The organism is Paraburkholderia panacisoli (assembly GCF_008369935.1).
In the GTDB taxonomy this organism is placed as follows: Bacteria; Pseudomonadota; Gammaproteobacteria; order Burkholderiales; family Burkholderiaceae; genus Paraburkholderia; species Paraburkholderia panacisoli.
The window spans coordinates 40,846-54,936 of the sequence record NZ_VTUZ01000024.1; the positions used below are offsets into that span (position 1 = coordinate 40,846).

At 63.2% G+C, this 14,091-nt stretch carries 12 protein-coding genes; 4 read left to right on the forward strand and 8 right to left on the reverse strand.

Annotation, left to right across the window (positions count from 1 at the left end; all coding sequences use genetic code 11):
- Positions 1 to 4: 4 nt before the first annotated feature.
- From FVF58_RS29935 to FVF58_RS29945, 3 genes are all read right to left on the reverse strand, one after another.
- Entirely contained in the window at positions 5 to 421 is a 417-nt protein-coding gene (locus FVF58_RS29935; protein WP_149673390.1) for a ribonuclease, read from the reverse strand.
- 140 nt (positions 422 to 561) lie between these two features.
- Positions 562 to 2,262 carry a group II intron reverse transcriptase/maturase gene (ltrA, locus tag FVF58_RS29940; RefSeq protein ID WP_149673391.1) on the reverse strand — a complete coding sequence of 567 codons (1,701 nt, stop codon included), beginning with the start codon at positions 2,260 to 2,262 and terminating at the stop codon, positions 562 to 564.
- Positions 2,263 to 3,626: 1,364 nt separating this feature from the next.
- On the reverse strand, positions 3,627 to 5,966 hold the full coding sequence (locus FVF58_RS29945; protein ID WP_149673392.1) for an NADP-dependent malic enzyme: 2,340 nt from the start codon (positions 5,964 to 5,966) through the stop codon (positions 3,627 to 3,629).
- Positions 5,967 to 6,196: 230 nt separating this feature from the next.
- On the opposite strand from FVF58_RS29945, the gene thiL reads away from it, so the two are divergent.
- From thiL to FVF58_RS29965, 4 genes are all read left to right on the forward strand, one after another.
- Positions 6,197 to 7,198, forward strand: a complete 1,002-nt coding sequence (gene thiL, locus FVF58_RS29950; RefSeq protein WP_149673470.1) for a thiamine-phosphate kinase — start codon at positions 6,197 to 6,199, stop codon at positions 7,196 to 7,198.
- Positions 7,188 to 7,760: a phosphatidylglycerophosphatase A family protein gene (locus FVF58_RS29955; RefSeq protein ID WP_149673393.1), complete on the forward strand. Its 573-nt coding sequence runs from the start codon at positions 7,188 to 7,190 to the stop codon at positions 7,758 to 7,760. Before thiL ends, FVF58_RS29955 begins: the two co-directional genes overlap by 11 nt.
- Before the next feature lie 66 nt (positions 7,761 to 7,826).
- On the forward strand, positions 7,827 to 8,327 hold the full coding sequence (locus FVF58_RS29960; protein ID WP_149673394.1) for a CinA family protein: 501 nt from the start codon (positions 7,827 to 7,829) through the stop codon (positions 8,325 to 8,327).
- Between the two features lie 23 nt (positions 8,328 to 8,350).
- The gene (locus tag FVF58_RS29965; protein WP_149673395.1) at positions 8,351 to 8,863 is read left to right on the forward strand and encodes a cupin domain-containing protein; all 513 of its coding nucleotides are present in this window, start codon (positions 8,351 to 8,353) and stop codon (positions 8,861 to 8,863) included.
- 163 nt (positions 8,864 to 9,026) lie between these two features.
- Here FVF58_RS29965 and pyrF read toward each other — a convergent pair whose 3' ends face one another.
- The 5 genes from pyrF to araH all read right to left on the reverse strand — a co-directional run bounded on the left by pyrF (position 9,027) and on the right by araH (position 14,052).
- Positions 9,027 to 9,842, reverse strand: coding sequence for an orotidine-5'-phosphate decarboxylase (gene pyrF, locus FVF58_RS29970; RefSeq protein WP_149673396.1), 816 nt, complete (start codon positions 9,840 to 9,842; stop codon positions 9,027 to 9,029).
- Between the two features lie 158 nt (positions 9,843 to 10,000).
- Complete coding sequence (locus FVF58_RS29975) at positions 10,001 to 11,059, reverse strand: aldose 1-epimerase (RefSeq protein ID WP_149673397.1); 1,059 nt, start codon at positions 11,057 to 11,059, stop codon at positions 10,001 to 10,003.
- A gap of 208 nt (positions 11,060 to 11,267) precedes the next feature.
- Complete coding sequence (locus FVF58_RS29980; protein WP_149673398.1) at positions 11,268 to 12,182, reverse strand: SMP-30/gluconolactonase/LRE family protein; 915 nt, start codon at positions 12,180 to 12,182, stop codon at positions 11,268 to 11,270.
- Positions 12,179 to 12,979 (reverse strand): SDR family NAD(P)-dependent oxidoreductase, encoded by an 801-nt coding sequence (locus tag FVF58_RS29985; protein WP_149673399.1) that lies wholly within the window; start codon positions 12,977 to 12,979, stop codon positions 12,179 to 12,181. The genes FVF58_RS29980 and FVF58_RS29985 overlap by 4 nt, the downstream gene beginning before the upstream one ends.
- A 56-nt stretch (positions 12,980 to 13,035) precedes the next feature.
- Complete coding sequence (gene araH, locus FVF58_RS29990; RefSeq protein WP_149673400.1) at positions 13,036 to 14,052, reverse strand: L-arabinose ABC transporter permease AraH; 1,017 nt, start codon at positions 14,050 to 14,052, stop codon at positions 13,036 to 13,038.
- Between the last annotated feature and the right edge of the window lie 39 nt (positions 14,053 to 14,091).

Sequence of the window (14,091 nt, forward strand, 5' to 3'; positions counted from 1 at the left end):
GATGTCATTCAACAATACGATTAAAACTGGTGTAGTGGTCGTCCGAGTAGTAACAATCATCGGTTCGCTTTAGCGGACCACCGCAGACGATGCGACGCGCCCCGCGATTGCGCGCGCGCGGCGTGGGAACGGTGTATTCGTGGTAATAGCCGCGCCGATGGGGCGGCAGCAACCGTTCGCGATTGCCGAATACGATGCCGTCCTTTTCATACGGGTAAGGCCCGCCGGCCGCAATCAAGTTCAATGTGTTGACCGCTTCGCGCGGCAACTGCGCCAGCGCAACGGTGCCCTGAACCTGCGCGTTCGCTTCGGCCGACGCCGCGTAGTCGCGTGCGAACGCGCCAGGCACGGAGCCGAACAACGCACACAGCGTAGAAGCACCGATCAGCACGCCTTTGATGCGCAGCCACTTGCGTGCCATGTATCAAGGTTCCCCGCTGTTAGATCACGAGTTTGACGACCATGTAGGGTAGCCCCCTCTCCTTTCGGATCAGGGGCCCCCTAAGAACTGTACGTGCGAGTTTCCCCGCATACAGCTCAAGCCTACATGCAAAGTCCCGCTTATAACAGAACCGGCTTAGTCACCACAAGCTTACCAGCATGCACTTGACGGTGGCAGTCCGGGTGAAGCAACACTCGATTGGAAATAGCGTCTGACCCGCCCAGCATTCGATAAGTCAAATGATGATCGTGCCAACCGGTTTCTTCCGTCAAGCCTTGTCCGCAGTGCGCACATAGTCCGTTCTGCGACATGTACAACGAGACCCATTGTTTGCGGTAGCGCTTCGAAAGCCACATCCGCTCCTGACGCAGGGTCTCGCCGTATTGCTCCCATCTGACATCGAAGGGATTGTATTCACCCGTCACTTTCTTGGTTCGCCGGATCGGCGTGCTGCTCGGCCGGAACAACTCCAGCAACCAAGTACTGCCATCGTCTTCCGCTATCGACGCACCGAATACCCACGTCCGTTTGCCGACGGTGTGAAAATACTTCTTCCTCACCCAACTAGCATTCTTCTGTGGATGCCGGCGTCTGCACCACCGCCAGAGCTTCTTGAAAACTAGATGCTCTATGCGGCTGTACGCCTGCTTTGCCACGACGGGGCTGTGATACTGCGCCCAGCCTCGCAACATCGGATTCAGCAGAAGGATAAGACCTTCCTGCGTTGCCTCCTTGTTGCCGCTGATCGTTTCCGCCACCTTGCGATAGAACGTCTTCACGTTCTTCTTGCTCGGCTTGATGAGCAGCTTTCCCGAGTATTTCCGGAAATTCCACCCTAGGAAGTCGAAGCCGTCATCAATGTGACAGACCCGCGTTTTCTCCTCCGATAGCCGCAATCCTCGAACATCAAGGAATGCTTCGACCCAAGGTTTCACTTCGTTTTCTAGCAACTCCTTCGAGTTGCCAGTGATCACGAAGTCGTCCGCGTATCGCACCACATTCACTTTCAGCTTCGAGGCTTTAACCACTCCGTACCGAGCACGAAGGTGCTTCAGTAGTTCATGTTCAAGCCCGTTCAGCGTCACGTTAGCCAGCGTCGGGGAGATAATCCCTCCCTGTGGCGTACCGGCCTCAGTCGCCTGTAGCTGACCCTTGTAAATCAGGCCAGCCTTCAACCACTTCCGGAGGATCTCCACGTCCATAGGGACATGTTGCTCTAGCCAATCGTGGTTGATGTGGTCAAAGCAGCCCTTGATATCGGCTTCCAGTATCCATTGGGCCGAAGCCTTCTTGGACGTGCAAACAAATATCTGACTCTTCGCGTCGGCCGTCGAGCGATTACGTCTGAACCCGTAAGAGTTCGGTTCACTCGTCGATTCCGACACCGGCTCCAATGCCAGCAGATACAGAGCCTGCATTGCCCTGTCCCGCATGGTTGGAATACCCAGAGGGCGTTCCTTTCCATTGGCCTTGGGGATAAAAACCCTCCGTAATGGCAGGGGTCTGTATCCACGCCGCTTCAACCTGCCGACAGCTGCCCATCGGCTTTCAGGCGAGTCCCATAGCTCACGATCGACTCCCGCCGTTCGCGCACCCTGGTTCTGCGTAACACGTCGTACCGCATACAACTTTGCGGACAACGTGCGGGTCAGCATCCGTTGCAGGGCTTTCACTCTGCGCCAATTGCCTTCCCGCGTCGCCTTCGCAATTCGAATCTGCATCCCTCTCACGTTCCGTTCTACTCGACGCCAATCTACGGCGTGCCAGTTGTCCGGCGCGTGGGAAAGCGCAGATCCAGTCTTCCGACCAGATACTTTCATGCTGCTCTCCTACCTGGAAAAGTCCCCAGACAGAAGGCGCATCTCCCCCAGCGGGGTAGATACACCCCGCTGGGGAACAACAAAACTCAATGCAGGCGCATGCACCTGCATCTGACCAAGTTACAGAGGGTAGTCAGCCGTCTTGCGACGGTAGGCCAGACGGAAGTCTGCCCGCTTATCGCGTGGAGTAATGTCTCAACCCCTATCCGGACCGTTACAGCCCGGCATTCGCTTTTTCCGTCCTCCCATACCTGCACAATCAACAGCGTCCCTTGCGGTTCGCCTGCCAGCCGTACTGCGCTGGCAACCATACAGGCTTACCACGTTCCCGGCATGTCACAAGACTGACGTAGGTCCCACCTATCCCCCGGCGGTCTGTTGACGACGTAACCCGAACTTTCAACGGGTTATCCGACCGCATACCGTTTTGGTTAGTGCCCAGCAGCAGTTGGCACTGTCCTTATCACGAGGTTTATCAGTGATTCACATACGTTGACCATATCAGCCAGCCTAGCTCCGAATCCCCTGCTGCTGAGGATTACTAGACGGACACCTCGCGGTGCTCGCCTACCCGAAACGTCCGGGGGCTTCATTGTCAGAAGAGCTTCACACCCCACCGTCACCAGTGACGCATGTCTTCCTAGGCTACTGCTAGTCGCATAGCAGGTTCGCTACCTCGTTCCTTTACGGCACGAAGTTGAACAATGACACGCCGAGCTTTGCGCTCGACTGTCGCCGAACCGCGCCCAATTAAGGATGCGTTTATTACATACTCCAATCCGCTTGGTTAGCGGGGTTGAAGCCGCTAACTGGGCGGAACCTGACGGTAATCAGGTCAATGCAGTCGAATCAATCGACGCGAACGCCGATCGACACATACGGCAGCGATTCCTAGCCAACGGCACTAAGTTTCGCTTACTTCACAAGGGTGGCATCAAGGTGCCACGCATATGGGACGGCTTTCGCCGTCCAGTCGATGCGACGCGTGTCGCACGAAAGTCGTAAGGGTATCGCTAATGGCCTTTGGAATCAACGTTCGCCGGGCCGGCGGAGGCTGCCGGATCGTGCGGAAAAGGCCCCAGTCGGGGCTTTGACGACTTTTGACAGAATGTTTAGCTCAACCGGGCTAAACTTTGCCTGACTGTGCGAATGGAGGGGCAATGCAGGCTAATCTGGACACGGCCCGCACGCCTCTTTGTTCCTCGTGGCGAGAGCCGTGGGCATGCAGTCTTTGAAGGTGAATTGTGTCATTAGCCGTATTTAGGGTGGCAATCCCCTGCTTTACCCTCAGGCGTGCCCGTTGCAGGCACGCCTTTTTTTGCATGGCGCGCGATCAGCCGGCGCCATGCGTCACCGGGCCGGAATCAGCGCGCGGCGATGACGTCCGCCACCAGCAGCGCCGTCATGTTGACGATCCGGCGCACCGTCGCCGAAGGCGTCAGCACATGCACCGGCTGGGCCGCACCGAGCAGCATCGGGCCGATCGCGATGTTGTTGCCCGCCGCGGTCTTCAGCAGGTTGTACGAGATGTTGGCCGCGTCGATATTCGGCAGCACCAGCAGGTTCGCGTCGCCTTCCAGCGTCGAATCGGGCAGCACCTCGCGACGCAGATTCGCGTCGAGCGCCACGTCGCCGTGCATTTCGCCGTCCACCTGCATTTCCGGCGCGCGTTGGCGCAGGATCTCCAGCGTGTCGCGCATCTTCTGCGCGGTCGGCGCGTTGCTCGACCCGAAGTTCGAATGCGACACCAGCGCGACCTTTGGCTCGATACCGAAACGGCGCACTTCCTCGGCGGCCATGATGGTGATCTCGGCGAGCTGCTCCGGCGTCGGATCGACGTTCACGTGCGTGTCGACCAGGAAAATCTGCCGGTTCGGCAGCACCAGCGCGTTCATCGCCGCGTAGACCTTCGCCCCTTCCTTCTTGCCGATCACCTGATCGATGAAGTGCAGGTGACGATGCGTCGTGCTGACCGTGCCGCAGATCATGCCGTCCGCCTCGCCCTTCTTCACCAGCATCGCGCCGATCAGCGTGGTGCGGCGGCGCATTTCGAGCTTCGCCATCTGCGCCGTGATGCCCTTGCGCGACATCATCTTCGCGTATTCCTGCCAGAAATCGCGGTAACGCTCATCATGGTCGGTGTTGACGACCGTGTAGTCCTGCCCCGCGACCAGACGCAGACCGTAGCGCGCCATGCGCTGCTCGATCACCGCCGGACGCCCGATCAGGATCGGCCTGGCCAGCTTTTCGTCGACGATGATCTGGATCGCGCGCAACACGCGCTCTTCTTCGCCTTCGGCGAACACGATGCGCTTCTTCTCCGGCTCGACGCCACGCGCGAGCTGGAAAATCGGCTTCATGGTCGTGCCGCTGTGATACACGAACTGCTGCAGATGCTGCTGGTACGCTTCCATGTCCTCGATCGGACGCTCGGCGACGCCTGAATCCATCGCGGCCTTCGCCACCGCCGGCGCGACCTTGACGATCAGACGCGGATCGAACGGCTTCGGAATCAGATACGCCGGCCCGAACGACAGATCCTGGATGCCATACGCGGTCGCGACGATGTCGCTCTGCTCCTGGCGCGCCAGTTCGGCGATCGCATTGACCGCCGCGATTTCCATTTCCCGCGTCACCGTGGTCGCGCCCGCATCCAGCGCGCCGCGGAACAGGAACGGGAACACCAGCACGTTGTTCACCTGGTTCGGGTAGTCGGTGCGACCCGTGCACAGCACGGCGTCCGGGCGCACTTCGAGCGCCAGTTCCGGCAGGATTTCCGGCGTCGGGTTGGCGAGCGCGAGAATCAGCGGCTTGTCCGCCATCTGTCTGACCATGTCCTGCTTGAGCACGCCGCCGGCCGACAGGCCGAGGAACACGTCCGCGCCGCCGATCGCTTCAGCGAGCGTGCGCGCGTCGGTTTCCCGCGCGAAGCGTTCCTTGTCCGGGTCCATCAGTTCGACGCGGCCCTTGTAGACCACCCCGGCCAGGTCGGTGACGAGGATGTTTTCGAGCGGCAGGCCGAGATCGACCAGCAGGTCCAGACAGGCCAGCGCCGCGGCGCCCGCGCCGGAGGCGACCAGCTTGACTTCCTTGATGCTCTTGCCGACCACCTTCAGACCGTTGGTGATCGCCGCCGCGACGACGATCGCGGTGCCGTGCTGGTCGTCGTGAAAGACCGGAATCTTCATGCGCTTGCGGCATTCGCGCTCGACGATGAAGCAGTCCGGCGCCTTGATGTCTTCCAGGTTGATGCCGCCGAAGGTCGGTTCGAGCGCGGCGATCACTTCGACCAGCTTGTGCGGGTCGGACTCGTTCAGCTCGATATCGAACACGTCGATGCCGGCGAACTTCTTGAACAGGACGGCCTTGCCTTCCATGACCGGCTTCGACGCGAGCGGCCCGATGTTGCCGAGACCGAGCACCGCGGTGCCGTTCGTGACGACGCCGACGAGGTTGCTGCGCGCGGTGAAACGCGCCGCGTTCATCGGGTTCTCGACGATTTCCTCGCACGCGAACGCGACGCCCGGCGAGTACGCCAGCGCGAGGTCGCGCTGGTTGATCATCTGCTTGGTCGGGGTGATCGCCAGCTTCCCGGGGGTGGGGAACTCGTGGTAATCGAGTGCGGCTTCGCGGAGTTTGCTATTGACGGGAGTCGACATAAGGCGGGCTTCGAAGTGCGGATTAGAATAGACGTTCGACGGCATTGTAGCCCCAATTGCCAACGCGATTCCTTCAATACGGGTACAACTGCCGCGACTTAAACAGAGCGAAAGGCCGGCGTGGAATGCTTCGCGCAACGTATGGGTTCGGGTCGGAGTCGCTAGTCATATGGGCGCGGGTTGCTGGTGCTTCGGGTGCAAATAGCGCCGGCACTTCGTACAATGCGCGCCGTTAGCCGCTGTTCGCGGTAGTTATCCGTTCATCAATGGCCGCCATGCTCTCCGAGTTCTCGCTGATCGACCGCTTCTTTGCCCGCCGAGCCGCCGCCGCTCGACCGTCCGACGCCGCCCGCGATTCGCTCGGCATCGGCGACGACTGCGCGCTGCTCGCGCCGCGCGCCGGCGAAATGCTGGCGATATCGACGGACATGCTAGTAGAAGGCCGCCACTTCTTCGCCGATATCGATCCCGAAGCGCTGGGTCACAAGACGCTCGCGGTGAATCTGTCGGATCTCGCCGCGATGGGCGCGCAGCCGCAGGCGTTCACACTGGCGTTTTCGTTGCCGAAGGCGGATGAAGCGTGGCTCGCCGCGTTCAGCGAGGGACTCTTCGCGCTTGCCGGGCGCTACGGCTGCGAACTGATCGGCGGCGACACGACGGGCGGCCCGCTGAATCTGTGCATCACCGTGTTCGGCAGCGTGCCGCCGCAAGCTGCGCTGCGCCGCGACGCGGCCCGGCCGGGCGACGACATCTGGATTTCCGGCACCCTCGGCGACGCGCGCGCCGGTCTCGGCATACAACGCGGCGAGTGGTCCGCCGATGCCAGCGACGCTGCGACGTTTCGCCGCGCCCTCGAACGGCCGGAGCCGCGCGTGCCGCTCGGGCTCGCGCTGCGCGGCCTCGCGCATGCGGCGCTCGACCTGTCGGACGGGTTGGCCGGCGATCTGCTGCACATCCTCGAGCGCTCGCGCATGCGCGCCACGGTCGATGTCGACGCCGTGCCGCGTTCCGGCGCGCTGCGCCGCCTCGCGCCCGCCATCCAGCAGCGCTGCACGCTCGCCGGCGGCGACGATTACGAGCTGTGCTTCACCGCGCCCGCCACGGCGCGCGCCGCGATCGAAGCAGCCGGGCGCGAGGTGGCCGTGCCGGTCACACGCATCGGTACAATAAGCGCTCTCGAGACGGCGGACGACCGCCCGGCCATCACCTGGCGCAATGCCGACGGCGCACCACTCACTCTGATGTTGCAAGGCTTCGACCACTTCCATGCAGACTGATCCCCCGCTCGGCCCCGCCGACGATCTCATCGGCAGCGAGCCACCCCAGGCGCCCGGACCGCGTGCGCCACGGCCTCAGCCGCGCCGCGCCACCGCGCGTTTCATGCTGTCGCATCCAGTGCACCTGCTGTCGCTCGGGTTCGGCAGCGGCCTGTCGCCGGTCGCACCGGGCACGGTGGGCACGCTGTTCGCGTGGGCCTCGTTCGCCGTGCTGAGCCGCTATCTGACCGTGATCGAATGGGGCGTGCTGATCGGCGCCGGCTTTGTCGGCGGCATCGCGATCTGCGGTTTTACCGCGAAGCGGCTCGGCATCGGCGACCCGTCGTCGGTCGTGTGGGACGAAATCGTCGCGTTCTGGCTGGTGCTGCTGATGGTCACGCCGGTGACGCTGACTGGCCAGCTGTGGGCCTTCATCGTGTTCCGCTTTTTCGATATGGTGAAGCCGCCGCCCATCAGCTATTTCGACCGCCGCCTGAAAGGTGGCTTTGGCATTATGTTCGACGACCTGGTCGCCGCCTTTTTCACGTTGCTCGTGATTGCGCTGTGGCGCATGTCGGTTTGACCGCAGCCCGGCAATCGCCGCCTACGCCGCGCTTGAGCGCCGGCTCCCGTTTTCCGGATTGACGCCATGCCTACCGATTCCGTCGTTCACCAGCTCGCGATTCGCGTGAGCAACCGCCTGCGCGACGAGCGCCTGATGCTCGTCACCGCCGAGTCCTGCACGGGCGGCATGGTGGCGACCGCGATCACCGACATTTCGGGCAGCAGCGGCTGGTTCGAGCGCGGCTTCGTCACGTATTCGAATCAGGCGAAGTGCGAAATGATCGGCGTGCCCGCCGACCTGATCGACAAGCACGGCGCGGTCAGCGAGCCGGTCGCGCGCGCGATGGCCGAAGGCGCGCTGCGCAATAGCCGCGCGCAGGTGTCAGTGTCGATCACCGGCGTCGCCGGACCGGGCGGCGGCACCGAGACCAAGCCGGTCGGGATGGTGTCGTTCGGCTGGAGCAACCGGCTGCATACGTCGGTGGAAACGAAGATCTTCAAGGGCGACCGCGAGCAGATTCGCGTGCAGGCCACCGCGCACGCATTGCGCGGCGTGCTCGCGCTGCTCGACGAGCGCGAACATTGACCCTCGTTTGAAGGGCGGGAACAATGCGGGATTCGCATGCAGCCAAGGACGAACTGATCCGCCGCTTCAATCTGAAGCCGCATCCGGAAGGCGGATTTTTTAGCGAGACGTATCGGTCGCCGCAGCGCGTGGTTCGCGACGACGGCTCAGTGCAGAATCGCTCGGCGTCGACCGCGATTTACTACCTGCTATGTGACGGCGCGCATTCGGCGTGGCATCGGATCAGGTCCGACGAAGTCTGGCATTTTTATGCGGGCGAGCCGTTGCACGTTCACGTGCTCGACGAACACGGCACGCTGGTTACGCACAAGCTGGGCAATACGGTGACGCATCCTGAAGCGGTGTTTCAGGCGGTGGTGCCGGCGGGCTTGTGGTTCGCGGCGGAATGCGCTGATCCGGCGGCGTTTGCGCTGGTGGGCTGCACCGTCGCGCCGGGATTCGAATTCAGCGAGTTCGAACTGGCCGATCTGGATGCGTTGACGGCGGAGTATCCGCAGCATGCGGAGTCTATTGCGCGGCTGGGGCCGGCGGCTTAGGTAGCCTTCTTGCTCTGGTCGGGCTGGGGGCTTGAGAAAACCTGGTCAGGTGGAACGTTCTGAAAACCGTTCCGAACCCTCAGATCAGACCGGCCCGAACCGAGGCCGCTAAAAATGCTGGCTTGTTCAACACAGAGCCAGCTTCACCAACCCGAACCCTCGATCACCGGAACGCGTTGATCCGGTCGCGCGTTTCCATCGCGGCTTTCGCTGCGGCTTGCGCGAAATCGTCGCCCTTGCCCGCGTAGATGATCGCGCGCGAAGAGTTGATCAGCATGCCTGTGCCGTTCGCAGTGCGCCCGGCATTGACGGTCGCCTCGACATCGCCGCCTTGCGCGCCGATGCCCGGAATCAGCAACGGCATATCGCCGACGATCCCGCGCACCGCTTCAATTTCCTTCGGGAACGTCGCACCAACCACCAGCGCCAGCTGGCCGCTCGCATTCCACTTGTCTGCCGCCAGTTGCGCGACGACCTGGTACAGCGGACGGCCGCCCGTCTCCAGGAATTGCAGATCGGAGCCACCCGGATTCGACGTGCGGCACAGCACGATCACGCCTTTGCCCTCGTGCTCCAGATACGGCTGGATCGAGTCGAAACCCATGTACGGATTCACCGTCACCGCGTCCGCCTTGTAGCGCTCGAACGCCTCGCGCGCGTATTGCTCGGCGGTGCTGCCGATATCGCCGCGCTTCGCGTCCAGGATCACCGGCAGGCCCGGATGGTTCGCATGAATATGGGCGATCAGCTGCTCAAGCTGGTCCTCGGCGCGATGCGCGGCGAAATATGCGATCTGAGGTTTGAACGACGACGCGTACGGCGCGGTTGCATCGACGATCGCGCGGCAGAAGTCGAAAATCGCGTCGGGCCGGCCGGCGAGCGCGCCCGGGAATTTGCTGGGCTCGGGATCGAGGCCGACGCACAGCAGCGAGTTGGTGCGCTGCCAGGCATCGTTGAGTGTCTGGATGAAATTGGACATGGTGGGTCTCGCGGCGAGCCGGTAATCGGAAGAGGCGCGTATTTTACCTGTCCTGCGCGGCGGGTCGCGCGCCGGGTCGGGCGCGCAGCGGCGCGGTGCGAAGGGTTGCGTTCACGCCGTATCGCGCCGCGCCGGTCCCTTCACGTCACCTCGCCCTGCTACTGCCGCCGCGATCCGCGCGCGCCGGGCATCGAACGCAAACCGGTGCGCTCGACGGTGAAGCGGAACGTGCGCGTAAGCCGCTCGCCGCGTCCCAGCAGGGTCATGCCGTTTTCGCACGCGCCACCGGCCAGATTCATCGCGTTGATCGGATGATCGACCGGCTCGAAGCAAAAGAAGTTTTCGCCGGGTGGCGTATACAGCACGTAGTAGTCGGTGTCCGCGGCGATGTTCAGCGACAGGCGGCGCTTCGGCCACACCACCGCCGCCTGCCCGCTCCAGCCGGTGAACGCGTGGTTGACGATCGTCTCCGGCAACGGATACGCGACACCGAATTGCCAGGCGGGGGGCGCCTGCACGTGGCGCACCGGCAACCAGTCGTCGCCGGACAGCCACAGGCCGCCGGCCGCCGCCGACAGTTCCGTATCCGCGTCGCGCACGAAAAACGGATGCACGCCCAGCCCGAACGGCAGCGCCTCGCGCCCCGCGTTCTCGATCTCCAGCGCGACGACGAGCGTCGGGCCGTCGAGCGAGTAGGTTTGCGTCGCGCGGAACGCGTACGGCTTGCCGTCATGGCGATCGAGCGTCAAGCGCACGTTTTCGCGGTCCGACTCCGCCACCTGCCACGCCGACAGCCAGCCGTCGCCGTGAATCGGCAACGGTTCGTCGGCGCGATTGCGCGGCACTTCGACACGCCGCCCCGCCACATTGAAACGGCCGCCGCCGATCCGGTTCGAATACGGCAGCAGCGGATAGCAGGCGAGCTGGTTCGGTTGGGTGTCGGCGCCGACGTGGCGGCAGCGCCGGAAGATCGGCGTGAGCGCGCCGTCGCTGCGCCAGTCGAAACGGGTGACGCCGCCACCGAGCGTCGGCGCGACGTCCAGACGTAAATGCGCGTTGGCGAGCGTAATACAGGCGACATCGCCGGCGCTGCTTTCGCCGACCGCCACCGCCGAAGTGCTCGGCCCGGCCAGCACCGGATTGGCCGCCGCGGCCAGGCGCGAGCGTCGGCTCTGCGAGGTTGGGGGAGAAGCGGAAATAAGATTCGCAACAGTCATATCTGGCTCCATCGAGAGGCGAGGGACGTTGCCGTCATTGCTGACGGATGCTGTTGGGCGATTTTGTGAACCGATCGCCTCTGGGTCCGAACTGCATGCTGCCGATTTGCTGCCACTGGAATTGCGACATCACCTTCTGGTTCTTTCAAACTCATTGCATGAACTAGCCGCCGCCGCGGCCTTGCGACCGGGCTGCGTCATTCTGCACCTATGCGGGCGCGCCCAGGAACTCCGGTTCGGGCAAACCGCGCCGTCCAGCGGTCGCGACGAACACGCCGCCCGCCCGAGTTTCGTTCGCCAGCGTGGCGGCGTCGAGACCGGTGCGCGCGCTCGTGATGTACAGCGTGCCGAGTTGCGGACCGCCCAGCGCGACGCAGGTCGGCTGAAGGGTCGGCACCTCAATGCGGTCCGTTTCCACGCCGTCGGGGCCGTAGCGCACCACGCGAGCGCCGTTCCACTGCGCGTTCCACAAGCCGCCGTCGCTGTCGACGGTCGAGCCGTCCGGCTCCACGCCCGCGTCGGTGACCTGCGTGAACTGACGGTCGTTGGCGATGCTGCCGTCCGCGTGATAATCGCACGCGCGAATTTCCGGGATCAGCGAGTCGCAGTAATACAACGTCGCACCGTCGGGACTGAACGCGATGCTGTTCGAAATCGCGGGCGCCGGCAGCGGCAGGCGCTCCAGCGACAGATCACGATTGAGCCGGTAAAAGCCGCCAACCGGTTGCGCCGGCGAGCTTTCGTCTTTCGTGCCGAACACGAAGCGCCCCTGGCGGTCGCAGCGGCCGTCGTTCACGCGCGTGTTCAGACCTGGTTCGATATCGACGATGCGCCGCGTCTCGCCAGTCGCCAGATCGAAAAACGCGAGATGCGTGGCGAGGCCGAGCAGCAGGTAATGCGGATTCGCGCACAGCGCGAACGTCGCGAGGCGCTCGGGCATGCCCCAGGAGGTGCTGCGGCCATCGCTCGGATCGTAGCGCCACAGCCGCGCGCCTTCGATGTCAGTCCAGTACAAGCGGCCGGTTTTCGCGCACCATGTGGCCGCTTCTCCGAGCGTGCATTCCGTGTCGAGCAGCAAAGCCGCCCGCCCCGACGTGACGCCCGACGGCGCGCCAGCGCTCACGCCCAGCCTCCATCGACGACGATGTCCTGTGCGGTAATCATCCGGCTGTCGTCGGCGGCGAGAAAGAGTGCCATGCGCGCGAGGTCGGCCGGGTCCAGCTCGGCGTCGATGCACTGCCCTTCCTTGATCTGCCGGCGCCCTGTGTCGTCGAGCCACAGCCGCTTCTGCTTCTCCGTCATCACCCAGCCCGGCACCAGCGTATTGACGCGAATGTTGAAGTGCCCGAGGTCGCGCGCGAGTCCGCGCGTCAAACCCTGCACCGCCGATTTCGACATCACGTACACCGGATAGCCGCCGTTCTTCAGCATCCAGCTGATCGAACCGAGGTTGATGATCGAGCCGCTTTTGGCCGCTTTCATGTCCTCCATCACCGCCTGCGCCGCGAAGAACTGATGCCGGATATTCACCGCGATGCCCGCGTCGAACGACTCGCGCGTCACTTCGCCGATCGTGTGGCGCTTGTCGTTCGCCGCGTTGTTGACCAGCACCTGGATGGACCCAAGCGCGGCCTTCACGTCGGCGATCGCTTTTTGCAGCGCGTCGATGTCGGTCAGATCGCAGGTCAGGAACAGCGGCTTTTGTTTCGAATCGCCGAGCTGGTCGGCGAGCGCTTCGCCCGCGCTCGCGTCGATATCGAAGAATGCGACGCGCGCGCCTTGCGCCGCGAAATGCTCGACGAACGATGCGCCGATGCCGGTCGCGCCGCCCGTGATCAACACCGTACGGTCGACGAGACTCGGATAGCGCGCGAACGCGGTGTCCGCGAGACGTGCGTTTGCATTGGCCGGAGACGACATCGTTCGATTCCTTTGAGAGCTATAGGGTGAGTGGCGCGGTGGATTCAGTCTTGGACTCAATCCCGCGAACCGCGGTTCTTCAACTGGTCGAGCAGCACGGCGGCGAGCAGGATCGCGCCACGCACGAGGTACTGATAGAACGCGTCGATGTTCAAGAGGTTCATCACGTTCTCGACCGTGCCCATGATCAGCACGCCGATCACGACGCCGGAAATCGTCGCGCGGCCGCCCAGCAGCGATACGCCGCCCAGCACGCACGCCGAAATCACGTTCAGCTCGAAACCCTGCGCGGCATTCGGCTGACCCGACGTGATCCGCGACGCCAGAATCACACCGGCCAGCGCGGTCACCGCGCCTTGAATCAGGAAAATATAGACGCGCGTGCGTTCGACATTGATACCGGCCAGACGCGACGCTTCCGGATTGCCGCCGATCGCGAGCGTATTGCGGCCGTACACGGTCTGGTTGAGCATCACGCCGAACACGATGAAGCACAGCAGCGTGACCCAGATCGGCAGCGACACGCCGAAGAAGCTCAGGCCGCCCAGCGCGATGAACGTATCCGACGACACGCCCACGGCCTGTCCGTGCGACACGATGAAGCCGAGGCCACGGACGATTTCCATCGTCGCGAGGGTCGTGATCAGCGCGTTGATGCGCAGATACGCGATCACCGCGCCGTTGACGAAACCGATCACCCCGCCCGCCGCGACCGCCGCGACGATCGCAATGAAGGTATTACCTGTCGCGTTGAGCACCATCGCGCACAGCACGCCGGCGAACGCGACGGTCGAGCCCACCGAGAGGTCGAAGTCGCGCGAGGCCAAGCAGAACATCATCGTGCACGCGACCATGCCGATCTGCGAGATCGACAGCGCGAGGCCGAGCATGTTCTCGATCGAGAAGAAGTGGTCGACGGTCAGCGACATCGTGACGAACATCACGATGAAGATCACGATCAGGCTGTACTCGGTGATTTGCTGCCACCATTTCGCCTTGTCGTTCGACTGCGGAATCAGCGCTTCCGCCGCGCCTTTGGCGGCCTGCTGCGCGAGGTTTTCTCTAGCTTGCATGATGAAGACTCCTCCCGTTCCCCACGGGTTGCCGGACTT

Bases quoted from the DNA above. Each gene is read 5' to 3' on its own strand.
- FVF58_RS29935 (WP_149673390.1), bottom strand. From the start codon at position 421: ATGGCACGCAAGTGGCTGCGCATCAAAGGCGTGCTGATCGGTGCTTCT.
- ltrA (WP_149673391.1), bottom strand. From the start codon at position 2,262: ATGAAAGTATCTGGTCGGAAGACTGGATCTGCGCTTTCCCACGCGCCG.
- FVF58_RS29945 (WP_149673392.1), bottom strand. From the start codon at position 5,966: ATGCCGTCGAACGTCTATTCTAATCCGCACTTCGAAGCCCGCCTTATG.
- thiL (WP_149673470.1), top strand. From the start codon at position 6,197: ATGCTCTCCGAGTTCTCGCTGATCGACCGCTTCTTTGCCCGCCGAGCC.
- FVF58_RS29955 (WP_149673393.1), top strand. From the start codon at position 7,188: ATGCAGACTGATCCCCCGCTCGGCCCCGCCGACGATCTCATCGGCAGC.
- FVF58_RS29960 (WP_149673394.1), top strand. From the start codon at position 7,827: ATGCCTACCGATTCCGTCGTTCACCAGCTCGCGATTCGCGTGAGCAAC.
- FVF58_RS29965 (WP_149673395.1), top strand. From the start codon at position 8,351: ATGCGGGATTCGCATGCAGCCAAGGACGAACTGATCCGCCGCTTCAAT.
- pyrF (WP_149673396.1), bottom strand. From the start codon at position 9,842: ATGTCCAATTTCATCCAGACACTCAACGATGCCTGGCAGCGCACCAAC.
- FVF58_RS29975 (WP_149673397.1), bottom strand. From the start codon at position 11,059: ATGACTGTTGCGAATCTTATTTCCGCTTCTCCCCCAACCTCGCAGAGC.
- FVF58_RS29985 (WP_149673399.1), bottom strand. From the start codon at position 12,979: ATGTCGTCTCCGGCCAATGCAAACGCACGTCTCGCGGACACCGCGTTC.
- araH (WP_149673400.1), bottom strand. From the start codon at position 14,052: ATGCAAGCTAGAGAAAACCTCGCGCAGCAGGCCGCCAAAGGCGCGGCG.